Origin of the sequence: Ectobacillus sp. JY-23 (assembly GCF_023022965.1) — a bacterium.
Taxonomy (GTDB): Bacteria; Bacillota; Bacilli; order Bacillales; family Bacillaceae_G; genus Ectobacillus.
Genome location: NZ_CP095462.1, coordinates 3,827,157 through 3,846,857 on the forward strand (window position 1 = coordinate 3,827,157; position 19,701 = coordinate 3,846,857).

Consider the following 19,701-nt stretch of genomic DNA (forward strand, 5'->3'; position numbering starts at 1 on the left):
ATACCATCTTTCAAACGTCCACAAGTGTTCCCTTGTTGGCCCGTTGAAGGAACGGAGGAAGCTGATGTATTCTGTGCGGACTATCTATATTGTTGGCGATGCAAAGGCGCCGCAAAACAATCCAATTACTGAGCAGTTCAAAAGTTACTTTTTAGCGCTAGTCATTGACCGGGATACAGGTGTGATTATGGATGCCGAATGTTCCGCAACAGTTGCCTTGACTGCGCGTTTTGTACAATCTTTATTTCTATACAAGCATATTCTTGACCCGAGTTTACCAGGCGAAATCGAAAAGCGCTACTTCGGCTCTTCTCAAAAGGCACTACTCGTCGCACTCAAGGACGCAAAGAAAAAATATGAACAACTCGCCGCTTTATCTACGTAAGCAGAGATAAAATCCGGCCGCAAGCATACATCTTGCGGCCGGATTTTTTTATAACTTTATATAAGGAGAGATTACTATGAAAATTACAGATATAAAAGTAACGAGGCGTCTTATCCCGTTACGAAAGCCATTTAAAACCGCGCTGCGCACCGCAACGGAAATTGAAAATGTAGAGGTTGCGATTCATACGGATGCGGGCATCATCGGAAAAGGAAGCGCTGCACCGACACCGGTCATTACAGGAGATTTTGCCAGCGGCATTGAAGAAGCGCTGCAAGGTCCGATTCGCGCTGTGCTGCTTGGAAAAGATGTAGCTGACTTCCAAATGCTTTTAACCAGCATTCAGTCCTCGTGTATCGGTAACACCAGCGCTAAAGCAGCAGCCGACATGGCGCTGCACGATTTATATTGCCGCAGTCTTGGTGTTTCACTTTCAATGTGGCTCGGGGGCAGAAAAAAAATACGCACCGACATGACTGTTGGTGTGGATACTCCATCGGTTATGGCACAAGAGGCGGCCACTCATGTGCAAAATGGCTTTGACAAACTGAAAGTGAAGGTAGGTATGGATGCCGCACTGGATTTAGAGCGTATCACCGCGATTAAGGAGCAGGTACCATCTCATATCCAGCTTAGGCTGGACGCCAATCAGGGCTGGACACCGCGGGAAGCGGTAGCGCTCATTCGAGAAATGGAAGCGCGCGAGCTTGGGATCGAACTTGTAGAACAGCCAGTGCATGCCAAGGACTGGGAGGGCTTGAAATACGTGACAGAGCGCGTGAATACACCAATTATGGCTGATGAAAGCATCTTTTCCGCAGCTGATGCTATGAAGCTTGTACAAGGACGTTACGTAGATTTACTAAATATTAAACTCATGAAATGTGGTGGAATTCGTGAGGCATGGCGTATCGCTGACATCGCTCAAACAGCGGGAGTGAAATGCATGGTCGGCAGCATGATGGAATCCTCCTTGTCGGTTGCAGCGATAGCACATGTAGCAGAGGCACACCCAAACATTCATTACATCGATCTTGACGCACCGCTGTGGCTTTCCGAAGAGCCGATTGGCATAAGTTACGATGGAGCAAATATCCTGCTTGATAAAGTAAAAGAAAAGAGCCTATCATAGGCTCTTATGCTTGTAAAAATTGGAGTGCAGTGTCATTAAAGCGTTTTGGGTCCTCTTCCTGTAAAATAAGCCCGCAATTTGTGAAAATTTGATATTGTGTCTGCGGTCTCAGTCCTAAAAATTGGGAGAGATTTTGCACAGGACTAACGATTGCTTTTGCCCCCCATAGAATGAGAATAGGCTGCGTGATCATCCCGAAAAAAGAACGCACGCTGAAATTGCAGTAGCCTGCCACAAAGGAAGCTGGTGCATAATTTGCATTCGGACATTGATGTGCGTTTGCGTAAAAGTTTTCAATAACATCAGGCGTAACGTAGGCAGGGTCAGAGTAGAAAATGGTTTTTAATTGCTGATCCAAGCTCTCTTTGGACGAAAAGGTATTATATAAACCGTTTCCAACAAATGGCTGTGTGAAAATCGTAAACGTGGTAGAGCTGGATTCACACGGAGACGTGTCATTCCCTGCCAAACCAGAAGGCGTGATGAGCAACAGTTTTGCTACGAGCTCTGGTCTAATATAAGCGATATAACTGCAGTAGGCAGCGGGTAAATCTCTCGTAATAATACTGACACGCGCCTGCACGACCTTTTCAATAAATTCTGTGATGGCAGGAATAAAAATGTTGGCTGTATAAATCATCGGGCGTTTTTCTGAGCTACCAAAGCCCGGCAATTCCAGCGCGTAAACCGTATAACGTGACGCCAACGCGTCGATGTTTTTCCGCCAACAAAAGGGGGAAGCACCGAGACTTATACTGTGAATAAGCAGCAGCGGGGGGCCGCTTCCTTTTACAGTGTAAGCCAACTTTCCATAGCTTCCAGTAAATCGTTCCTCTGAACCTCCTAGCTCATTATTGGGTTTTTCTGTGCAAATAGGCTCATATATATACATATGTTGTCTCCTTTTCATTTTTTGCTCCCTCTATGAATATATGCGAACGAAATTTTTTATATTATTTTACAAATAAGTATAAAAATAGAAGGTTTTTTAAGGCTTTTAAAGAAATTTAATTTCATTAAATATCTATTTTTATTGAAATTAAATTTTAAGGAGGCTTGTATGAAAAAAAGAAAAGCACTACAAATTGGTGTCTCTGTGTTAACGGGAGGATTGCTGCTGATGACGCCGCTTTCCATTGGTTCTCCTATTTTTGCTGTTCATGCTGCTGAAGCGGAGGTACGGTCATTGCAGGAAGCATTTACACTTGCAGCACAAGAGTTCGGCGTACCGGAACGCGTGTTGCTGGCGGTTTCTTATCATATGTCGAGATGGGAGGTACACTCTGGCAAGCCTAGTACAGCTGGCGGCTATGGCCCTATGCACCTGACTGATCTTGATATCCCGTATGATGGCAAAGGAGAGAATAATCCTCTTACGCAGCTTGCAGCTAGCTACAGCAGTCATACAGCAAATACAGCAGCTGAGCTGCTTGGTATCTCGTCTGAAGAAATCAAACAAAATCCAGTACAGAATATTAGAGGAGCGTCAGCTTTATTAGCAAAATATGCTAAGGAAACAGCAGGAGAAGTTTCAATGAATGAAGCAGATTGGTACGGAGCCATTGCAGCATACAGCGGCTCGCAGCTAGAAGAGGTAGCAGCAGATTTTGCCGACCAAGTTTATCAAACCCTAAATGAAGGAACAGAACGCATCACGTCCGATGGTGAGCATATTCGCCTTGAGGCAAAAGCGGTACAGCCAAATCGTCAGACAATGCAGCCGCTGAAATTACAGAAAAAGTCGATGAAGGGAACAGATTGCCCGCCAAGCCTTGCTTGTGATTATATCCCTGCTTTTTATAAGCAAACAGGCCCAAATCCTTGGAACTACAGCAATTATGATGTTGCTGACCGCCCTAACTTTGGACCTGACATTCGCTATATCGTCGTGCATGATACAGAGGTAAGCTATGACGGTACGATTCGTTTGTTTGCCAATCCATATGCTGCTTCCTCTCAATATGTAATTCGTTCCTCTGATGGCAAAGTGCTGCAGATGGTCGATAATAAAGATGTAGCATGGCACGGCGGCAATTGGTATTTTAATATGCATTCGATTGGAATCGAGCATGAAGGCTATGCGATGAAGGGCGCAGCATGGTACAGCGAAGAGATGTATCGCTCCTCGGCAAAGCTTGTTCGCCATTTGGCAAAGCAATACGACATTCCGCTCGACCGCGCACATATTATTGGGCATGATGAAGTGCCGGGTTTAAGTCCAGCAAAACAATCTGCGATGCATTCCGACCCAGGCCCATTTTGGGATTGGGAGCATTATATGGCATTGATGGGGGCGTCCATAACCCCAAGCACCGGCAAAGGAGAGATTGTGACGTTTAGACCGCATTTCCATAAAAATCTGCAGGAGGTTAGCGATGCCGCGCCGAAGATACAACCGGCAAATTTTGTTTATTTGTATGAAGCGCCAAGCTTTGATGCACCGCTTTTCAATGAACCGGCACTTCGTGACCCAAGCAATAAAGAAGGCTTAGACTGGGGGAATAAAGCGAAAGCGGGTCAAACCTTCCATTTAGCAGGAAGTGAAGGAGACTGGGATGCTATTTGGTATGCAGGACGAAAAGCATGGTTCTATAATCCGAATGATGCTTACACAGTGAAAACAAGCGGTACTGTTATTACACCAAAGGCAGGTAAAACTGAAATTCCAGTTTACGGTGCCGCCTATCCGGAAGCCTCCGCTTATCCAGCAGATATCACGCCACGCGCCATGACACCGCTTCAGTACACCATTTCGCAAGGTCAGCTGTACGTTGCGGCAGAAAAAGTGAAAAGCGATTTTTATAATGCGACGGTTTATACACAAGATCCGTACAGCACGCACAAAATGATTTACGGCCAAGACGAATACTACCGCATTCACCTGAATCATCGCTTTGCATTTGTAAAAGCGTCTGATGTGGACGTAGTCGTGCAGCCGTAAGCAGAAACATGCACTATAGGTATGAAAGTATAGTATACTATCTGTAAAAAACGCTGGAGGTTCATATGGTACTATTGTATTTTTAATCCAATCAACAACCTGACTAAAAAATAGGGAGTTGATTGAGTATGATATATAAGCATTCATCAGAAGGTATTACAGCAGACATGTTAACAGGTTTTTTCGTTGGATGGCCCAATCCGCCAAAGCCGCAAGCACACTTGCAATTGCTACAAAACAGCAACAAGGTCATCTTGGCAATCGACGAGCAAACGAATCAAGTAGTGGGATTTATCACTGCCATTAGCGACGGTGTTCTTTCCGCTTATATTCCACTGCTGGAAGTACTGCCTACCTATCAGCAAAAAGGAATTGGCAAGGAGCTAATGACCCGCATGCTGAAAGAACTGGAACACATATATATGATTGATTTGTGCTGTGACGACGACTTACTGCCTTATTACGAAGAATTTGGCATGATGCGATCCAACGGTATGCTGCTGCGAAATTATCACAGGCAGTCAGGTGTATGATAAGAAAAACGCTTAGGAATATTCCTAAGCGCTTTTCTATGCACCCACTAGTACAAATACATGCTTATCTGGTGCTTGTAGCATGGCAACCTGACAGCCAAGCGGGTTGGGAAAAGGCGTTCGAATTCACCGTACATACGAGCGCGGCTGCAATGCTTCATATACCGCCCAGACATTCTCCACCACGTGCGGATTGTTTTTCAAAACGAACTCCGTGTTTCCATGAGGAAAGCGCATCCCAACCAATTTTCATCGCTCTTCGTCATCTTGATAAACTTTCCACGCCTTTTCTAAGCCCATTGCCTTATAAAAAGCAATTGAGTTCTCGATATGTGCGCTGTAAATCGCAACGCATTCCATTCGCTGCCACATCATGCTTTGGGAACAATGGGAATCCAAATTTCAGAATAGTAATCTTCCTTCGTCGCGTCTTCTAATGGATATACCTCGAGCTCCGCCGCGCCGGCTGGTCGGTATGGATTGGATGGAAACCATTCAGAGTAGATGCGGTTCCACATATCCTGCATCGCATGCGGCATCGGACCGTGTACTTCAAAAATCGCATAGGTTGCCGATGCCAACGTAAGACGCTCGAGGTGCTTCGGTGTATAGGCAGTATCATGTGCTACGGCAATCCAGTACTCGATGGTTTTCGCCTGTGCGTCTAGCGCGCGGCAAACACCGAGTACACCTTTAACTACACCGTTGTTTAAAGATACTAATTCATCATTCACACCGTTTTGATGCACTTCTGCCCACATCTTCGGGATTGCTCGCTGTTGTTCATTGTTTTCGCACGAAAAGGTGCGCTTCACACCCACAATTGAAAAGGCCTCTTTTTCTTCCATTCTCACTTTCATTGGATCCGCTCCTTTTAATAGAACTGAGATGACCAAACGATTGTATACAGTTAAGCCGGCGGGTGCACCTTTTACTTCAGACGGTGAGAGCCCGTGCTGACGTTTGAATGCTTTCGCGAACGCTTCTGGTGTTTCATAGCCGTACTTTAGTGCCGTATCTAGCACACGGGCGTTATGAAATGCCAATTCTTGTCCTGCTAGTGTCAAACGTCTTTTCCTGACATAATCACCCACGCTCATTCCGGTTAACACAGAGAACAAACGCTGAAAGTGAAACACCGATACATGGGCCTGCTTCGCAGCTTCCTCTACAGAATATCCCTCCGTCAAACCATCTTCCAAATAATCAATCGCCGCCTGTAATTCTTCCGTCCATCCCATATGATCACCTCGCTTCTTCAGTATAACGCGTGTGTTTGTTTCGCACCTGTTCATTTCTGCTTATTGCTGACAGATGTATCGTACCAAATTTTTGTAACGTGCCATATATGTTGCCGCATTCTTTTTTACAATAAAGCTATGAAAACGAATGGAGGAGAAGCAATGAACGTCAAAGCATTTTTAACAGATGTCATGAAACGAGGCGAAGAGGTATTTGTACGAACGGTATTGCCCGTGGAAAATCTAGAAAACTTTGATTTACCAAGTATTTTAGTCAAATCCTATACGGTAGAGGAGTTGTGCTGTGTACTTCGGGAAGGGAAATACGTATATGTCAACTTCACAAGCAGTGTTACACATGGAAAAGCGCAAACGATTATGGGTTCATCATACGTGATGGAGGCGCAGCGCGTACCGGGTGCATTTCTGTCTGGTGCCGGCACGATTGGATATTTGCTTTGGCAGGAAGCAGACGAAGTAAAGGTATGTCCCGCTTTACTCGAGGAAGATCATATACAGCCTCTGTCAAGTGCGGGTGTATTTGCGGAGGAGATGTCGCACTATCTGAAATCGTTTCAGGTGGCAGAGAAAAGGTACGCGTGACTTGCAAATTTTTAAAAAGATATTATTTATGTGACATAAATAGTGCCGCATTACATCTTACTATAAGGTTGTAAACAGCAGCTATTATCTATAACCTAGGAGGAATGAAACCATGGCAAAAGAAAAAGTAAAAAAAACCGTTTTATAAGAAAATTTGGTTTTGGGTATTGGCAGTGATTGTAATCGCAGTAGCAGCAAATGGGGGAGAGGAAAGTAAAGAGACTGCTGCGCAACCAGCGAAGGTAGAAAAAGCAGCGCAACCGGCCAAAACAGAGAAAGCAGCAAAAAAAGTATTCGGTCTGAACGAACCTGTTAGAGTCGATAAGTTCACGTATACGGTAAAAAGCGTGAATGAAGCGAATAAACTGTCCAACGTTCTTGGTGACAAGACCACGTCCGGCAAATTTGTCATTGTGGAAGTGGATGTGAAAAATGGTGATAAAAAAGCGCGTTTGGTAGACGGAGAGATGTTCCGTATCAAAGCGGGCGGCAACGAATACGAGGCTAATCTGGAGTACGATATGTACGTAAATGAAGGTGACATCGGCTTCTTCTTAAAGGAAATTAACCCTGGCATCTCTAAAACAGGTAAAGTCGTTTTCGAACTGCCAGCCGATGTAGCAAGCTATGATTTAGAAGTATCCTCTGGTCTTGGCTGGTCCGGCGGCAAATATGAAATGGTTAAACTAAAATAAGGCTTGCTGCTGCAAATCGGCATTTTTTGATGGGATGAGGATCCCTGCTGCGGAGCAAAGCAAACCTAACAAATTTAAAATAAAAGTAGGGGTTTATCACGATATTAGTGATAGGCCTTTTCTTTATCGATTCATAAATTGAATTCATATGAACTTTGTCCAGCTAAGCGTAACTTATCTAAGAGTAGGTGTCCCGCAAGAGCGTCTCACGGACCACGAGAGAGGATAAACCTGAGGTTAGGTGTCCCGCAAGAGCGTCTCGCGGATCACGAGAGAGGATAAACCTGAGGTTAGGTGCCCCGCAAGAGCGTCTCGCGGACCACGAGAGAGGATAAACCTGAGGTTAGGTGTCCCGCAAGAGCGTCTCGCGGACCACGAGAGAGGATAAACCTGAGGTTAGGTGTCCCGCAAGAGCGTCTCGCGGACCACGAGAGAGGATAAACCTGAGGTTAGGTGTCCCGCAAGAGCGTCTCGCGGATCACGAGAGAGTGAAAATCTGAGGTTAGGTGCCCCGCAAGAAAAACTGCAATGATTCATGCACAATTAGTCACACGTGTTCGAGCTGCTTGACGACGAAGGAAATCGCCTGCGAATTGTTCATCAGCGAGAAAGCAATCCCGACTATATCAGCAAGGCGAGGAACTGGCGAGTTATAAAAACTTTTTTGTAGACTTTTCAGATTAATCGCATATAATATAATTAACAAATTGTTAATTAAAAGAGGTGCATATTCTATGAGCAACGACAAGGCACTGAAGCAATACGATGTCCGCAAGTACCGTACACCAGACGGATATACATCGGACATCGCAGTCTTCACGATTGTGTCTGATTACAGTGACAAGCATAAGCCGCCGGTGATGACCCTGCAAATTATGCTGATTAAGCGAGCTGTCCGTAATGCAGAAGGACACGACAATATAGAAGGCGGCAAATGGGCGTTGCCGGGCGGTTTTGTGCAGCCGGATGAAACAGCGCTGCAGGCTGCAAAGCGCGAACTTGCAGAGGAAACAGGCATCACGGATATCCATATGAAGCATTTTGGCATGTATGACAAACCGGGACGTGACCCGCGCGGCTGGATTCTTTCAAACGCGCATTATGCAATTGTACCTGAAAGCTATGTGGCGCGGCGCCGCGCGGCAGATGACGCAGCGGAGGTAGCTCTATTTGGGCTGGAGGAGGCGCTGAAGCTTAATCTTGCATTTGACCATCATGATATTATCAGCGACGCGATTCGCATTATACGAGAAGATTTACTGCAGACGACGATTGCCAAAGCTTTTTTACCGACTCATTTTACATATTCAGAGCTGCAGGCAGTGTTAAAAACCGTTACGGACGATCCGGCCATTACCAGTGAAGCAAGCTTCTCACGAAAAATCAAAACTTTGCCATTTATTCGTCCTGTACCAGGCAGAAAAACACAACGTACATCAAAAACACCGGCGCAGCTGTTTGAGTTTATAGATATGAATGTCGTAAAATCAATTTATACGGCGCGTTATTAAAAGAATAGGGGGATATACTATTATGAAAGCACTACTGAACATTGATTACACAAACGATTTTATCGCGGCGGACGGCGCACTTACATGCGGCGAGCCAGGGCAAGCAATTGAAGGAGAGCTTGTTCGCCTAACAAAGGAATTCATAGAAAGCGGTGACTATGTCGTGTTCGCAATCGATTTGCATGAAGAAGGCGATACGTATCATCCAGAAACGAAATTGTTCCCGCCGCACAATATTAGAAATACAAAAGGGCGTAAGCTGTACGGCACACTTGAGCCTTTATATCAAGAATACAAAGATAAGTCCAATGTATATTGGATGGATAAAACGCGCTACAGCGCATTTGCGGGTACGGATTTGGAGACGAAACTGCGCGAGCGCGGTATTACGGAAGTACATATCGTGGGCTGCTGTACCGATATTTGCTGCTTGCATACAGCTGTGGATGCATACAATAAAGGCTTTTCTATTGTCATTCATGAAAAAGCGGTCGCAAGCTTCAACCAGGTTGGTCACGAGTGGGCGCTGGGACATTTTAAGATGACATTGGGAGCCGAAGTAAAATAGGGAGGAAACAAAGATGAGCGCGACGTATCGAGACGACAGTTTTTCTTTGCATACCGATTTATATCAAATTAATATGGCAAAAACCTATTGGCAAGACGGCATTCATGAAAAGAGATCTGTATTTGAGGTGTTCTTTCGCAGATTGCCGTTTGGCAACGGTTTTGCTGTGTTCGCAGGTCTGGAGCGCCTAATTCAGTATTTACAGGATTTTCATCTCACAGAAAGTGATCTTGCGTATTTACGCGAGGAGCTTCATTATGAGGAGGATTTTCTCACATACTTAAAAGGAATTCGTTTTACTGGCACGGTACGCTCTATGCGCGAAGGAGAATTGGTATTCGCCAATGAACCGATTTTACGCATTGAAGCGCCCCTTGTAGAAGCGCAGCTCATCGAAACAGCGATTCTTAACATCATCAACTATCAAACACTGATTGCGACAAAAGCAGCACGTATTAAGACTGTCATCGGCGAACAACAAGCGTTGGAGTTCGGTACCAGACGCGCCCACGAAATGGATGCTGCTGTCTGGGGTACGCGTGCCGCATTCATCGGCGGTTTTTCAGCAACGTCGAATGTACGCGCTGGTAAGCTGTTTGGTATACCGGTCGCCGGTACGCACGCGCATGCGCTTGTTCAGGCGTATCGCGATGAATATACAGCATTTCGCAAATATGCGGAAAGTCACCGCGATTGTGTGTTTTTAGTTGATACGTACGATACTTTAAAATCGGGTGTACCGAACGCGATTCGGGTTGCACAAGAAATGGGCGATCGTATTGTATTTAAAGGCATTCGCCTTGATAGTGGTGATTTGGCATATTTATCTAAAGAAGCACGCAAAATGCTAGATGCAGCAGGATTTACAGAAACTAAAATTATTGCTTCCAATGACCTCAATGAGGAAACCATTATTAACCTGCGTTCGCAAGGTGCACGCATCGATATGTGGGGTATTGGTACGAAAGTAATTACGGCTTACGATCAGCCTGCGCTCGGTGCGGTATACAAAATTGTATCTATTGAGGAAAATGGTGAAATGGTTGATACCATTAAAATTAGCGCTAATCCAGAAAAAGTGACTACGCCCGGCCTTAAACGTGTGTACCGCATCATCAATAAAACAAATGGCAAATCAGAAGGTGATTATATTGCGCTTGCGCATGAAAATCCGCAGGCGGAGCATCATTTAAAAATGTTCCATCCTGTTCATACCTTCGTCAGCAAGTTTGTCACAAACTTTGAAGCGCGCGATTTGCATCATGTTATTTTTGAAAATGGCAAGCTGGTTTATGAATCACCATCCTTACAAGAGATACAAGCCTTTTTAAAAGAAAATTTGAATGTACTTTGGGATGAATACAAGCGCTCTCTCATGCCAGAGGAGTACCCTGTCGACTTGTCGCAGGCATGTTGGGACAATAAAATGTTACGCATTAAAGAAGTACAAGAAAAAGTGGCGAGGCGATAAAAATGGGAAAAATAGGTATATTTGGCTCTTCTTTTGATCCAATTACGGATGCACATTTGTTTATGGCAAAAACACTTGCGGATCTGTGCGGCTTTCGATTTGTAGAATTTGTACCGTGCTGTCAGTATCGCGGTGATGGAAAGGTAACAAAAACGAGTGACGAGCATCGCTGGAATATGATTCAGCTGGCAATTCGCAACAATCCGCTCTTTCGTGCCGATGACTATGAAATGAAGGAGCGTGCGGGTATCGGTAAACAGTATACATATTTTACCATGGAGTATTTTAAACAAAAATACCCAGATGATGAAGTGTACTTTATTATGGGTGCAGATTTACTGGCGAATATTGATAATCCGGAAACACCGATTCATAGGCGCTGGAAGTATCGTGAAGAACTTATTCGTGAAAATAAGTTTGTCATCATGTCACATGGCGGCATCGACATGCCAAAGGTAATCTCGAAAAGCCTGCTGCTGCGGAAATATCATGACGGTACACGCTTTCACCTGGTTGATAAAGGAATCGCAATGGAGGTTAGCTCCAAATATATTCGCGATGAAATTGGGATGGGACGCTATCCACGGTACTTGATGCGAGATGAAGTGTATGACTATATTATGAAGCATGGGGTATATAGTAAGGAATAAAAGCAGCGCTGTGCTGCTTTTATTTTATGGCTGTGTTAAAGCCTAATGTTGTGAATTCACTTGTTGATTAAAGGTGGAGACTACTTTGGGAAAAACCGGGAGTCCCCGCTATTGGAGTACATATTGCATGTAGTATAAACATATTTCTGTACCATTGGATAATTACTAGTATACAAAAATACTTGCATAAACAACTATATTTTTATATACTACATCCGTAAACAAAAAAGGAGGTTCTCACATGAACTACGAGCTTCGAGAATCGCTTGGTTTTATCATCAATAGTGCGGGAAGAGCTATGTCAAATCGCTTGGCGCATAACATAAAGCAAGCGGGAGTTGATTTGACCTTTGAGCAATGGACTGTGTTGAATGTATTGTGGGAACGAGATGGGAGACCACAAACCGATTTAGCCTGCATGACTGATCGAGACCAGCCTAGTACATCCCGTATTGTAGATAACTTAATTAAAAGAGGGCTTGTTTGCAGAAAAGTAGATGCAAAGGACCGCCGGGTTAAGCTTATCTATTTGACTGAAGAAGGAAAGGTGCTGAAGAACGCTGCCGTTGCTGAGGCGCAGCGTACCATCGAAGAGGCAAGTGAAGGGATTAGTCCGGCGTCTGTGGAGTTATGCAAAGAGGTGCTTCGAAAAATTGCTGCCAATTTACAGTGATTTTTCCACTACAATACTTGTTTAAACAAGTATTTTAATTTGAGATAAAAGAGGTGTTCATCATGATTCTATCCAAACAAGCAATTCGCCTGCTTAGTTTTTTACTGATTATTTCTGTTATGAATGCAACGATGTTTAACGTTGCGTTACCGACAATTGCTAGTGACTTCACTTTGTCTCCGTCACAAGTGAGTTGGGTTGTAACAGGATACATTATTGTATATGCAATTGGTTCAGTCGTATATGGTAAACTTACTGACCAATATCAGCTCAAGCATTTATTAACAGCAGGACTTAGCGTTTTTGCACTTGGTTCGCTCTTTGGCTTATTGGCACAAAACTACAGTATGCTCATTGGTGCGCGCTTACTGCAATCACTTGGTGCATCTGTTATTCCAGCTGTGGCGATGAGTGTGCCTGTTAAATATGTAGAGCCAGAAAATAGAGGTAAGATGCTGGGGATTATTTCCTCCTCGCTGGCATTCGGTACTGCCATCGGTCCTATTATTTCTGGCTTATTTACAGGCAGTGTGGGCTGGCGTTATTTGTTTTTGATTTCTTTGTTAGCGTTACTAACGTTACCTGGTTTTTGGAAGAACTTGCCCAAGGATCAACCGCAGCGAGGACGTGTGGATGTACTAGGTGCGGGGCTTTTGGCTGCTGCCATAGCAGCTGTAATGCTTGCCATTACAAATAGCAACACCGTGATGCTTATTATCGCCTTGCTTGCGGGAATTGTATTTGTATGGCGTTCTAAACGAACCGCATATCCGTTTTTAAATATGGGACTATTCATGAATAAACAGTACGGTAAGGCGTTGCTAGTTAGCTTTTTGTTCTCTGGTGCTGTATTTGGCGTAACATTTATTACTCCCATCATGCTTGCACGTTTAAATAACTTACCGCCTGCTGAAATCGGTTTTATGATGTTTCCTGGTGCTTTAGCGGCAGCTCTTCTCGGTAGAGTTGGCGGCACATTAACAGATAGAAAGGGAAGCACTGTAACAGTTGTAACAGCCTTTGGTATGCTGATGCTTGCGTATATGGGATTGTCGACGGCTTCTGGACAAAGCAAATGGTTCATTCTTGCATTTCTTATTTTGGCTAACATTGGCTTTACCTTCGGACAAACAGCGATGGCAAGTTTGGTATCTGGCGCGCTTGCGCGTGAACAAGCTGGAGCGGGTATGGGTGTTTTCTCCATGCTGAATTTTATAGCAAGTGCATTAATCGGCGCTATCATGGGGAAAATCCTAGATGCTCCGTCCCATCGCATTAGTGTGAACCTACTTGTACAAGATAAAGCAGCCTTTTTATTCAGTAATAGCTATCTGATTTGCTTGGGGCTACTCTTACTCGCTTCTCTAGTTTTTATGCGTCTGCGTCGCAAGTGATGGCACATATATGTTATCGTTTGTTTATAAAGGAGGCAAAGGTATGATTCTTTTTGAAGACTTCAAAAGCCACATGGATGTGAGATTACGTTGGTTCTCACCGCCAAAAGCCTATCGTATTGAAAGCAATACATTAATAATAGAAACAGAGAAGGGAAGCGATTTTTGGCAAAAGACACATTACGGTTTTGAGGCGGATAACGGACACTTCTTACACTGTGAGCTCCGAGGGAATTTCAGGTTAACAACGAAGGTTCGTCCTAAGCCTCTCCACCGGTATGACCAAGTGGGTGTAATGGTTCGTTTTTCAACAGATACATGGATTAAAGCATCGGTTGAATATATTCCGGCCGCACCGAACAAGCTTGGTGCTGTCGTAACGAACCATGGGTATTCTGATTGGTCCACGCAAGAAATGCAGGACGATACAGCTGAGCTATATTTTCGTATTTCACGTATTGAAAACGATTTTTACGTGGATTACTCGGAGGACGGTGAGGTGTGGAAGCAGCTACGTATGGCGTATTTGTTTGCAGACGCAGACAAGCCAATTCTGGCCGGTGTTTATGCCTGCAGTCCGCAAGAAGAAGGATATGAAGCACATGTATCCTTCATACAAATAGAAGAGTTGTCTGGCGACCGTACAAAGGTGTACGGATAAAATGATAGAAGGTTGGCAAGCATCATAAAGAACTGATTAGAAGGAGGTGCTAGCCTGGGAGACATCGTTTTGTTTTGGGGAATTCCCGTTGTTTTTACGATTGTATTAGTATTTATATCATGGAAAAAGCGATTTCAAAATCGCTTTTTGCCGGGACTCTTAGTTGGTATTATCGGTATCGTATTCTTTTTTGCGCCTCAGTTGCTAAGCCGTGCATTAGGACTAGCATTTGAACAAGTCATGAACGGCATTTATTTAGGCATATGTTTTTGAGCAGCGGAATCGTTACAATTGTTATGTGCTTTCGAAAAAAGTCCAATATATAAAATGGGAAGTCCATCACTTTGATGGGCTTTTTTCTATCTTTTGGAGCAGGATTTTATGTGGTTAGTTGGAATTACATTATGAGACGAATAAAAAAGGAGACTCAATATGTCGATCTTGAAGCTTTTGCAAGGTGTGCTCATGCTATTAAGTATCGCAACCTCGAATTATATGCGGTATACGTACTCGTTATCTTTTTTCGTGACAACGCTGCTTTGGATTGCTATTTATCTGCTTGCCTGGACTGTTTGTAAATACCTACTTGGCAAATCTGGTAGTGCGGAGAAAACGATTGATATGCCTTATGTTATCCTGGTAACAGGAATTTCCTTTTTTGTACTATATGTAAGCTACAGCAGTACAACACTGTAAACACAAAAGCTGTCTCCAAAAAGGAGGCAGCTTTTTCGTTGAATTTGTCGATAAGAAAGGGTTTACACAAAATGTTATAACAAGTAGAATTTTTTGTAATAACAAATTTTATATGTTATTACAAATGGTAGAAATTAATAGCTATATAGCTATTAATCTATGGCTCTGTTAAAGCTCACTGCTGATTTCCGTTACGGGGGCTCGCTTTCCGCAGGAGCCTTATCCTTCATTCTCATTAACAAGTACTCAGGTTTTAACAGAGCCCATTTATAAAAACGCTAGAAAGGGGAAAGGGATATGAAACGAAAAAAACAATCATCTTATTTTTCGCTTTTGCTGACTGCAGTATGCTTGCTGGCCGTGTTTATAGGTGGTTGGACGGCACCACCAGCTGTGCAGGTGGAGGCAGCGCAAAATCATAAGATTGTTGGCTATTTCACATCATGGGGCATTTATGGGCGTAACTTTCAAGTAGAAGATATTGACGGTACAAAGCTGACTCACATCAATTATGCATTCGCTGATATTTGCTGGGATGGCAGACACGGTAATCCATCACCCGACAGTCCAAACCGCAACACGTGGTCTTGTACAGATGCAGCAGTGCCTCTGCAAAACAAGCAAGTACCAAATGGCACTATTGTGCTGGGAGAGCCGTGGGCCGATGTCAGCAAATCGTATGCGGGGAAAACTTGGGCCGAGTGTGAGCAAGCTAAATGCGGGAATTTTGGTAAATTGCTAGATTTAAAGAAAAAGTATCCTCACTTAAAAACGTTGATTTCTGTAGGTGGTTGGACGTGGAGCAACCGTTTTTCAGATGTCGCAGCTGACCCGCAGACGCGGCAAGTTTTTGCCAAATCCGCTGTCGAATTCATTCGTACATACGGATTTGACGGCGTCGACCTTGACTGGGAGTATCCAGTAGAAGGCGGTTTGTCCGGCAATTCGTATCGACCTGCAGATAAGCAAAACTATACGCTGTTGCTACAAGATATTCGTAATGAATTGAACAAGGCTGGGGTGGAAGATGGTAAAACCTATTTGCTGACAATTGCTTCCGGTGCGAGCGCACAATATGTGAAAAATACAGAGCTGTCTCAAATAGCTGCTATTGTTGATTGGATTAACATTATGACATACGATTTCCATGGGGGATGGGAAACGCAAACTAATCATAATGCGCCTTTGTATGCCACCGTGAATGATCCGCAAAAAGATAAGGGTTTTACAGTTGATGAATCTGTGACCCGTTACCAACAAGCCGGTGTACCGATGAGTAAGCTTGTACTGGGTATGCCGTTTTACGGGCGCGGCTGGAAGGGAGTTGCGAACGGCAATAATGGTGAGTATCAAACAGCTACACCTGGGTATGATGGCTCAATTGTACCGATGGGAACATGGGATGATTGGTCATCCGGTGCAAGCGGTGTATTTGATTATGGTGATTTGGTCGCCAACTATGTAAATAAGAACGGCTTTACTCGTTACTGGAATGATACAGCGAAAGTTCCATTTTTATACAATCCGACTACAGGAGTGTTCATCAGCTATGATGACATTGAATCTTTTGGGCATAAAACAAACTATATTAAAGCAAAGGGTATGGGCGGTGCTATGTTTTGGGAATTGAGCTCCGACTGCCGCACGAGCTCGAAATATACATGTACAGGCGCGAAACTACTGGATAAACTGGCAACAGAATTGCTTGGTACTACCCCGAATCCAGGCGATACAGAAGCCCCAGCCGCTGTGAAAAATGTGACTGTTTCTGGTAAAACAGCAAATAGTGTAACGTTAGCTTGGACAGCATCAACAGATAATGTTGGAGTGGCAGGATATGACGTCAGCTACGGTACAACGAAGGTAGCAACAGCGACGAACAGCATCACCATTAGCGGTCTACAAGCGGCCACTGATTATACCTTTACCGTCACGGCTAGAGACAGTGCAGGCAATGTGTCTTTACCGGGAAGTGTAACAGTAAAAACCAACGATGCAACAACACCGCCGCCAACTGGTGATGCACAGGTTACATTCACCATTACATCTGATTGGGGCACAGGTTTTAATTTCAACGTAACGATTAAAAATAATAGCGCAGCACCTATTAAAAATTGGCGCCTGGCATTCGACTATGATGGCAACATCACACAAGTTTGGGATGCGAAAATTATCAGTAAAACCGGCACACGCTATGTTCTGGAAAGTGTAGGCTGGAACAGTGAGATTCCTGCGGGCGGCACAGTTTCCTTCGGCGGAGGTGGAAGCGGTGCGGCTACTTCACAAATTCAAAATGTGGTTGTAACAGGCAATTGAATGAAAAAGACTCCTGACAGGAAATAGCACAGGAGTCTTTTTCTTGTATATTGGTAGAAACAGAATATACTCGCCAAAATAGACAGGAAACGGTAAAATAAACGATAAAGCGATTACAATCTTAACAGTCAGGAGTTAACATCATGTCAAAACAAACCTTACAACAGCAAATTGCAGTCTGGCAGGAATATGCGGGAGATGAACGCGAAATATTTTATGCGATGTACGAAGACGTATTGCGCAGCCTGTTAACGCAAAATGAAATCTATACAATTATGGGACCGGAAGCGGACGAGTCGGAGCTGGCAAAGGAAACAGCACCGATGTTTTGTGGCGTGAACGCCGAGGGTGTGCCAAGCTTTTGGTTGTTTTCAGAACGTGAAATTGCGGAAACGTTTGCACGATATTACGGCTTTGAAAAGGACGAGCGTCCGCTTGTACGCCGCGTCAAATTGGATGAAATTACATTGACGCTGTATAGCGGTATGTTCAGCGGCGTGGCAGAAGTCATGATTGACGAAGGCAGCCGCTTTGTGCGTGCAATTATTTATGATGTAGTCAATCAATGCTTTGTTGTGCAGGGAGAAGAACCTATTTTGGAGAAAGAAGAATATGTCGTGATGCAGCTGCTGAACGACATGCGTTACGGTGGCAAAGAAGCCTTTGCATTACCGAGCGGAGAAAAAGTGGGCGATGATGTTATGTTCAGTTTGTTCGTTCCATATATTGAGGAAGATACGGTTGTTATTTTTACAGATGAAGCAGCCGCAAACGCCGGACGTGACCGAGTTGCCGCACGTTTTACCGCACCGCAGCTGGCTGAAATTATCAGACGTGCGCATAGAGCAGGGGCAACACGCGTTGTATTTGATCACGAGGCATTCGACGCGCAAATCTCAGCATCCAAACTAATCAACATTTTCAACCGTATGGAACTGTAAAGGAGGGAGCTTCGTATTCGGGATGTAGTGCAGGACGGAGAGTTAAGTTTGTCGTATTTTCGGCCGCTGTTGGCAGCATACAAAGCGGAGCGCGTGGCTGGACGCGACGGGTCGCAGTTTTACAATCGCCTGAACGCCGGTCAGCAGGCTTTGTTTATGTTTTATGCGTACTATCAGCACGTGAGAAAAGGAACAGAAGAATTTTATTGGTGGAGCGCTTATTTTTACGCAAAAGACAAAGATTGGCCGGCCATTGCGCAGGCAGCTGCTTACTTTGATTTGCCAGAGCTCGTCGCATTATTAAAAGAGGTAGAAGAATGGCTGCGCGCGCGCAATTACCCAAAGCAGCTCAGCGGATTTTCGGTATCGCGTGACGATTTACACAACAATCCTGTTTTGCATGCGGAAATGACGTTATTGGAAAAACGTCTCAAAAAAATGGCTCCAGTAAAAAAAGTAGAGCAATATGTACGAAGCAATCGACACGAGTTTTAAGAAGGTCCTTTCCCTTATATGGGAAAAGGACCTTTTTTAATTTGGTGCAGAGAAAGCTCTGTAGTTAATAAGTACTTTGTGAAGTTATCTCCAGGATAATATTCTCTAATAGGCATACGCTGTTTTCCCTAGTGTTAGTTACTTTTTTCTACAAGATCAATAGAAAACGGTGATTATATGGTATTTAGGTATGGACGGAACATTACGGTATAGTGAATTACGTCACTTGCTACCTAGTGTAAGTCATCAAGTATTGACAAAACAGCTAAAAAACTTGAAGAAGATAACTTACTCAAACGAACGCAATATAATACGGTACCACCTAAAGTTGAATATTCTTTAACTAGTAAAGGAAGCACGTTAATACCTATTTTACAGCGGATGTATACATGAGGGATAGAACATGAAGAAGGTTTCTGAAGCAAGGAGCTGTGTCGTCTCTTAAGAGTTAGCGTTAAGCCAGTTAGCGGCATAAGAATGTGTCGCGGAGCACAAGAGAGAAGAGATATGAGGTTAGGTGTCCCGCAAGAGCGTGTCGCGGGGCACGAGGGAGAGCCTATTTGAGATTAGGTGTCCCGCAAGAGCGTGTCGCGGGGCACGAGGGAGAGCCTATTTGAGATTAGGTGTCCCGCAAGAGCGTGTCGCGGGGCACAAGAGAGAGAAAAGTGGAGATTAGGTGTCCCGCAAGAGCGTGTCGCGGAGCACAAGAGAGAGGAGATATGAGATTAGGTGTCCCGCAAGAGCGTGTCGCGGGGCACAAGAGAGAGAAAAGTGGAGATTAGGTGTCCCGCAAGA

At 44.3% G+C, this 19,701-nt stretch carries 20 protein-coding genes and 1 pseudogene; 19 read left to right on the forward strand and 2 right to left on the reverse strand.

What is annotated here, in order from left to right; all coding sequences use genetic code 11:
- The first annotated feature begins 64 nt into the window (after positions 1-64).
- Both MUG87_RS19315 and MUG87_RS19320 read left to right on the forward strand, forming a co-directional pair.
- Complete coding sequence (locus tag MUG87_RS19315) at positions 65-385, forward strand: DUF3870 domain-containing protein (protein WP_247084335.1); 321 nt, start codon at positions 65-67, stop codon at positions 383-385.
- Between the two features lie 76 nt (positions 386-461).
- Positions 462-1,517 carry a dipeptide epimerase gene (locus MUG87_RS19320; RefSeq protein WP_247084336.1) on the forward strand — a complete coding sequence of 352 codons (1,056 nt, stop codon included), beginning with the start codon at positions 462-464 and terminating at the stop codon, positions 1,515-1,517.
- A 4-nt stretch (positions 1,518-1,521) separates the two neighbouring features.
- On the opposite strand, the gene MUG87_RS19325 is transcribed toward MUG87_RS19320, so the two are convergent.
- Complete coding sequence (locus tag MUG87_RS19325; protein WP_247084337.1) at positions 1,522-2,409, reverse strand: alpha/beta fold hydrolase; 888 nt, start codon at positions 2,407-2,409, stop codon at positions 1,522-1,524.
- A 168-nt stretch (positions 2,410-2,577) separates the two neighbouring features.
- On the opposite strand from MUG87_RS19325, the gene MUG87_RS19330 reads away from it, so the two are divergent.
- Together MUG87_RS19330 and MUG87_RS19335 are read left to right on the forward strand one after the other, a co-directional pair.
- Positions 2,578-4,458: an N-acetylmuramoyl-L-alanine amidase gene (locus tag MUG87_RS19330; protein WP_247084338.1), complete on the forward strand. Its 1,881-nt coding sequence runs from the start codon at positions 2,578-2,580 to the stop codon at positions 4,456-4,458.
- A gap of 128 nt (positions 4,459-4,586) precedes the next feature.
- Entirely contained in the window at positions 4,587-4,991 is a 405-nt protein-coding gene (locus MUG87_RS19335) for a GNAT family N-acetyltransferase (RefSeq protein ID WP_247084339.1), read from the forward strand.
- Positions 4,992-5,362: 371 nt separating this feature from the next.
- Here the strand turns inward: MUG87_RS19335 and MUG87_RS19340 are convergent, their stop codons facing one another.
- Positions 5,363-6,232: an AraC family transcriptional regulator gene (locus MUG87_RS19340; RefSeq protein ID WP_247084340.1), complete on the reverse strand. Its 870-nt coding sequence runs from the start codon at positions 6,230-6,232 to the stop codon at positions 5,363-5,365.
- A 162-nt stretch (positions 6,233-6,394) separates the two neighbouring features.
- On the opposite strand from MUG87_RS19340, the gene MUG87_RS19345 reads away from it, so the two are divergent.
- The 15 genes and pseudogenes from MUG87_RS19345 to MUG87_RS19415 all read left to right on the forward strand — a co-directional run bounded on the left by MUG87_RS19345 (position 6,395) and on the right by MUG87_RS19415 (position 19,299).
- A complete protein-coding gene (locus MUG87_RS19345; protein WP_247084341.1) occupies positions 6,395-6,835 on the forward strand; it encodes a hypothetical protein in 441 nt (146 codons plus the stop codon).
- A gap of 173 nt (positions 6,836-7,008) precedes the next feature.
- Positions 7,009-7,530, forward strand: coding sequence for a DUF4352 domain-containing protein (locus tag MUG87_RS19350; RefSeq protein ID WP_247084342.1), 522 nt, complete (start codon positions 7,009-7,011; stop codon positions 7,528-7,530).
- Between the two features lie 734 nt (positions 7,531-8,264).
- The gene (locus MUG87_RS19355; RefSeq protein WP_247084345.1) at positions 8,265-9,041 is read left to right on the forward strand and encodes an NUDIX domain-containing protein; all 777 of its coding nucleotides are present in this window, start codon (positions 8,265-8,267) and stop codon (positions 9,039-9,041) included.
- 19 nt (positions 9,042-9,060) lie between these two features.
- A complete protein-coding gene (locus MUG87_RS19360) occupies positions 9,061-9,609 on the forward strand; it encodes a cysteine hydrolase family protein (RefSeq protein WP_247087807.1) in 549 nt (182 codons plus the stop codon).
- A gap of 13 nt (positions 9,610-9,622) precedes the next feature.
- A complete protein-coding gene (locus MUG87_RS19365) occupies positions 9,623-11,080 on the forward strand; it encodes a nicotinate phosphoribosyltransferase (RefSeq protein ID WP_247084347.1) in 1,458 nt (485 codons plus the stop codon).
- Positions 11,081-11,082: 2 nt separating this feature from the next.
- Complete coding sequence (gene nadD, locus MUG87_RS19370) at positions 11,083-11,730, forward strand: nicotinate (nicotinamide) nucleotide adenylyltransferase (protein WP_247084349.1); 648 nt, start codon at positions 11,083-11,085, stop codon at positions 11,728-11,730.
- A gap of 241 nt (positions 11,731-11,971) precedes the next feature.
- Entirely contained in the window at positions 11,972-12,403 is a 432-nt protein-coding gene (locus tag MUG87_RS19375; protein WP_247084351.1) for a MarR family winged helix-turn-helix transcriptional regulator, read from the forward strand.
- Positions 12,404-12,465: 62 nt separating this feature from the next.
- Positions 12,466-13,797 carry an MFS transporter gene (locus tag MUG87_RS19380; RefSeq protein ID WP_247084353.1) on the forward strand — a complete coding sequence of 444 codons (1,332 nt, stop codon included), beginning with the start codon at positions 12,466-12,468 and terminating at the stop codon, positions 13,795-13,797.
- 43 nt (positions 13,798-13,840) lie between these two features.
- Positions 13,841-14,458 (forward strand): DUF1349 domain-containing protein, encoded by a 618-nt coding sequence (locus tag MUG87_RS19385; RefSeq protein WP_247084355.1) that lies wholly within the window; start codon positions 13,841-13,843, stop codon positions 14,456-14,458.
- Positions 14,459-14,527: 69 nt separating this feature from the next.
- Positions 14,528-14,731 (forward strand): hypothetical protein, encoded by a 204-nt coding sequence (locus MUG87_RS19390; RefSeq protein WP_247084357.1) that lies wholly within the window; start codon positions 14,528-14,530, stop codon positions 14,729-14,731.
- Positions 14,732-14,890: 159 nt separating this feature from the next.
- A complete protein-coding gene (locus MUG87_RS19395; RefSeq protein ID WP_247084359.1) occupies positions 14,891-15,154 on the forward strand; it encodes a hypothetical protein in 264 nt (87 codons plus the stop codon).
- A gap of 297 nt (positions 15,155-15,451) precedes the next feature.
- Positions 15,452-17,470, forward strand: a complete 2,019-nt coding sequence (locus MUG87_RS19400) for a glycosyl hydrolase family 18 protein (RefSeq protein ID WP_247084361.1) — start codon at positions 15,452-15,454, stop codon at positions 17,468-17,470.
- Positions 17,471-17,613: 143 nt separating this feature from the next.
- Positions 17,614-18,411, forward strand: coding sequence for a hypothetical protein (locus MUG87_RS19405; RefSeq protein WP_247084363.1), 798 nt, complete (start codon positions 17,614-17,616; stop codon positions 18,409-18,411).
- A 48-nt stretch (positions 18,412-18,459) separates the two neighbouring features.
- The gene (locus MUG87_RS19410; RefSeq protein ID WP_247084365.1) at positions 18,460-18,906 is read left to right on the forward strand and encodes a hypothetical protein; all 447 of its coding nucleotides are present in this window, start codon (positions 18,460-18,462) and stop codon (positions 18,904-18,906) included.
- Positions 18,907-19,075: 169 nt separating this feature from the next.
- Positions 19,076-19,299: pseudogene (locus tag MUG87_RS19415) on the forward strand (winged helix-turn-helix transcriptional regulator).
- Positions 19,300-19,701: the final 402 nt, after the last annotated feature.

Coding starts and splice junctions, on each gene's coding strand:
- MUG87_RS19315 (WP_247084335.1), top strand. CDS start 65: ATGTATTCTGTGCGGACTATCTATATTGTTGGCGATGCAAAGGCGCCG.
- MUG87_RS19320 (WP_247084336.1), top strand. CDS start 462: ATGAAAATTACAGATATAAAAGTAACGAGGCGTCTTATCCCGTTACGA.
- MUG87_RS19325 (WP_247084337.1), bottom strand. CDS start 2,409: ATGTATATATATGAGCCTATTTGCACAGAAAAACCCAATAATGAGCTA.
- MUG87_RS19330 (WP_247084338.1), top strand. CDS start 2,578: ATGAAAAAAAGAAAAGCACTACAAATTGGTGTCTCTGTGTTAACGGGA.
- MUG87_RS19335 (WP_247084339.1), top strand. CDS start 4,587: ATGATATATAAGCATTCATCAGAAGGTATTACAGCAGACATGTTAACA.
- MUG87_RS19340 (WP_247084340.1), bottom strand. CDS start 6,232: ATGGGATGGACGGAAGAATTACAGGCGGCGATTGATTATTTGGAAGAT.
- MUG87_RS19345 (WP_247084341.1), top strand. CDS start 6,395: ATGAACGTCAAAGCATTTTTAACAGATGTCATGAAACGAGGCGAAGAG.
- MUG87_RS19355 (WP_247084345.1), top strand. CDS start 8,265: ATGAGCAACGACAAGGCACTGAAGCAATACGATGTCCGCAAGTACCGT.
- MUG87_RS19365 (WP_247084347.1), top strand. CDS start 9,623: ATGAGCGCGACGTATCGAGACGACAGTTTTTCTTTGCATACCGATTTA.
- nadD (WP_247084349.1), top strand. CDS start 11,083: ATGGGAAAAATAGGTATATTTGGCTCTTCTTTTGATCCAATTACGGAT.
- MUG87_RS19375 (WP_247084351.1), top strand. CDS start 11,972: ATGAACTACGAGCTTCGAGAATCGCTTGGTTTTATCATCAATAGTGCG.
- MUG87_RS19380 (WP_247084353.1), top strand. CDS start 12,466: ATGATTCTATCCAAACAAGCAATTCGCCTGCTTAGTTTTTTACTGATT.
- MUG87_RS19385 (WP_247084355.1), top strand. CDS start 13,841: ATGATTCTTTTTGAAGACTTCAAAAGCCACATGGATGTGAGATTACGT.
- MUG87_RS19395 (WP_247084359.1), top strand. CDS start 14,891: ATGTCGATCTTGAAGCTTTTGCAAGGTGTGCTCATGCTATTAAGTATC.
- MUG87_RS19400 (WP_247084361.1), top strand. CDS start 15,452: ATGAAACGAAAAAAACAATCATCTTATTTTTCGCTTTTGCTGACTGCA.
- MUG87_RS19405 (WP_247084363.1), top strand. CDS start 17,614: ATGTCAAAACAAACCTTACAACAGCAAATTGCAGTCTGGCAGGAATAT.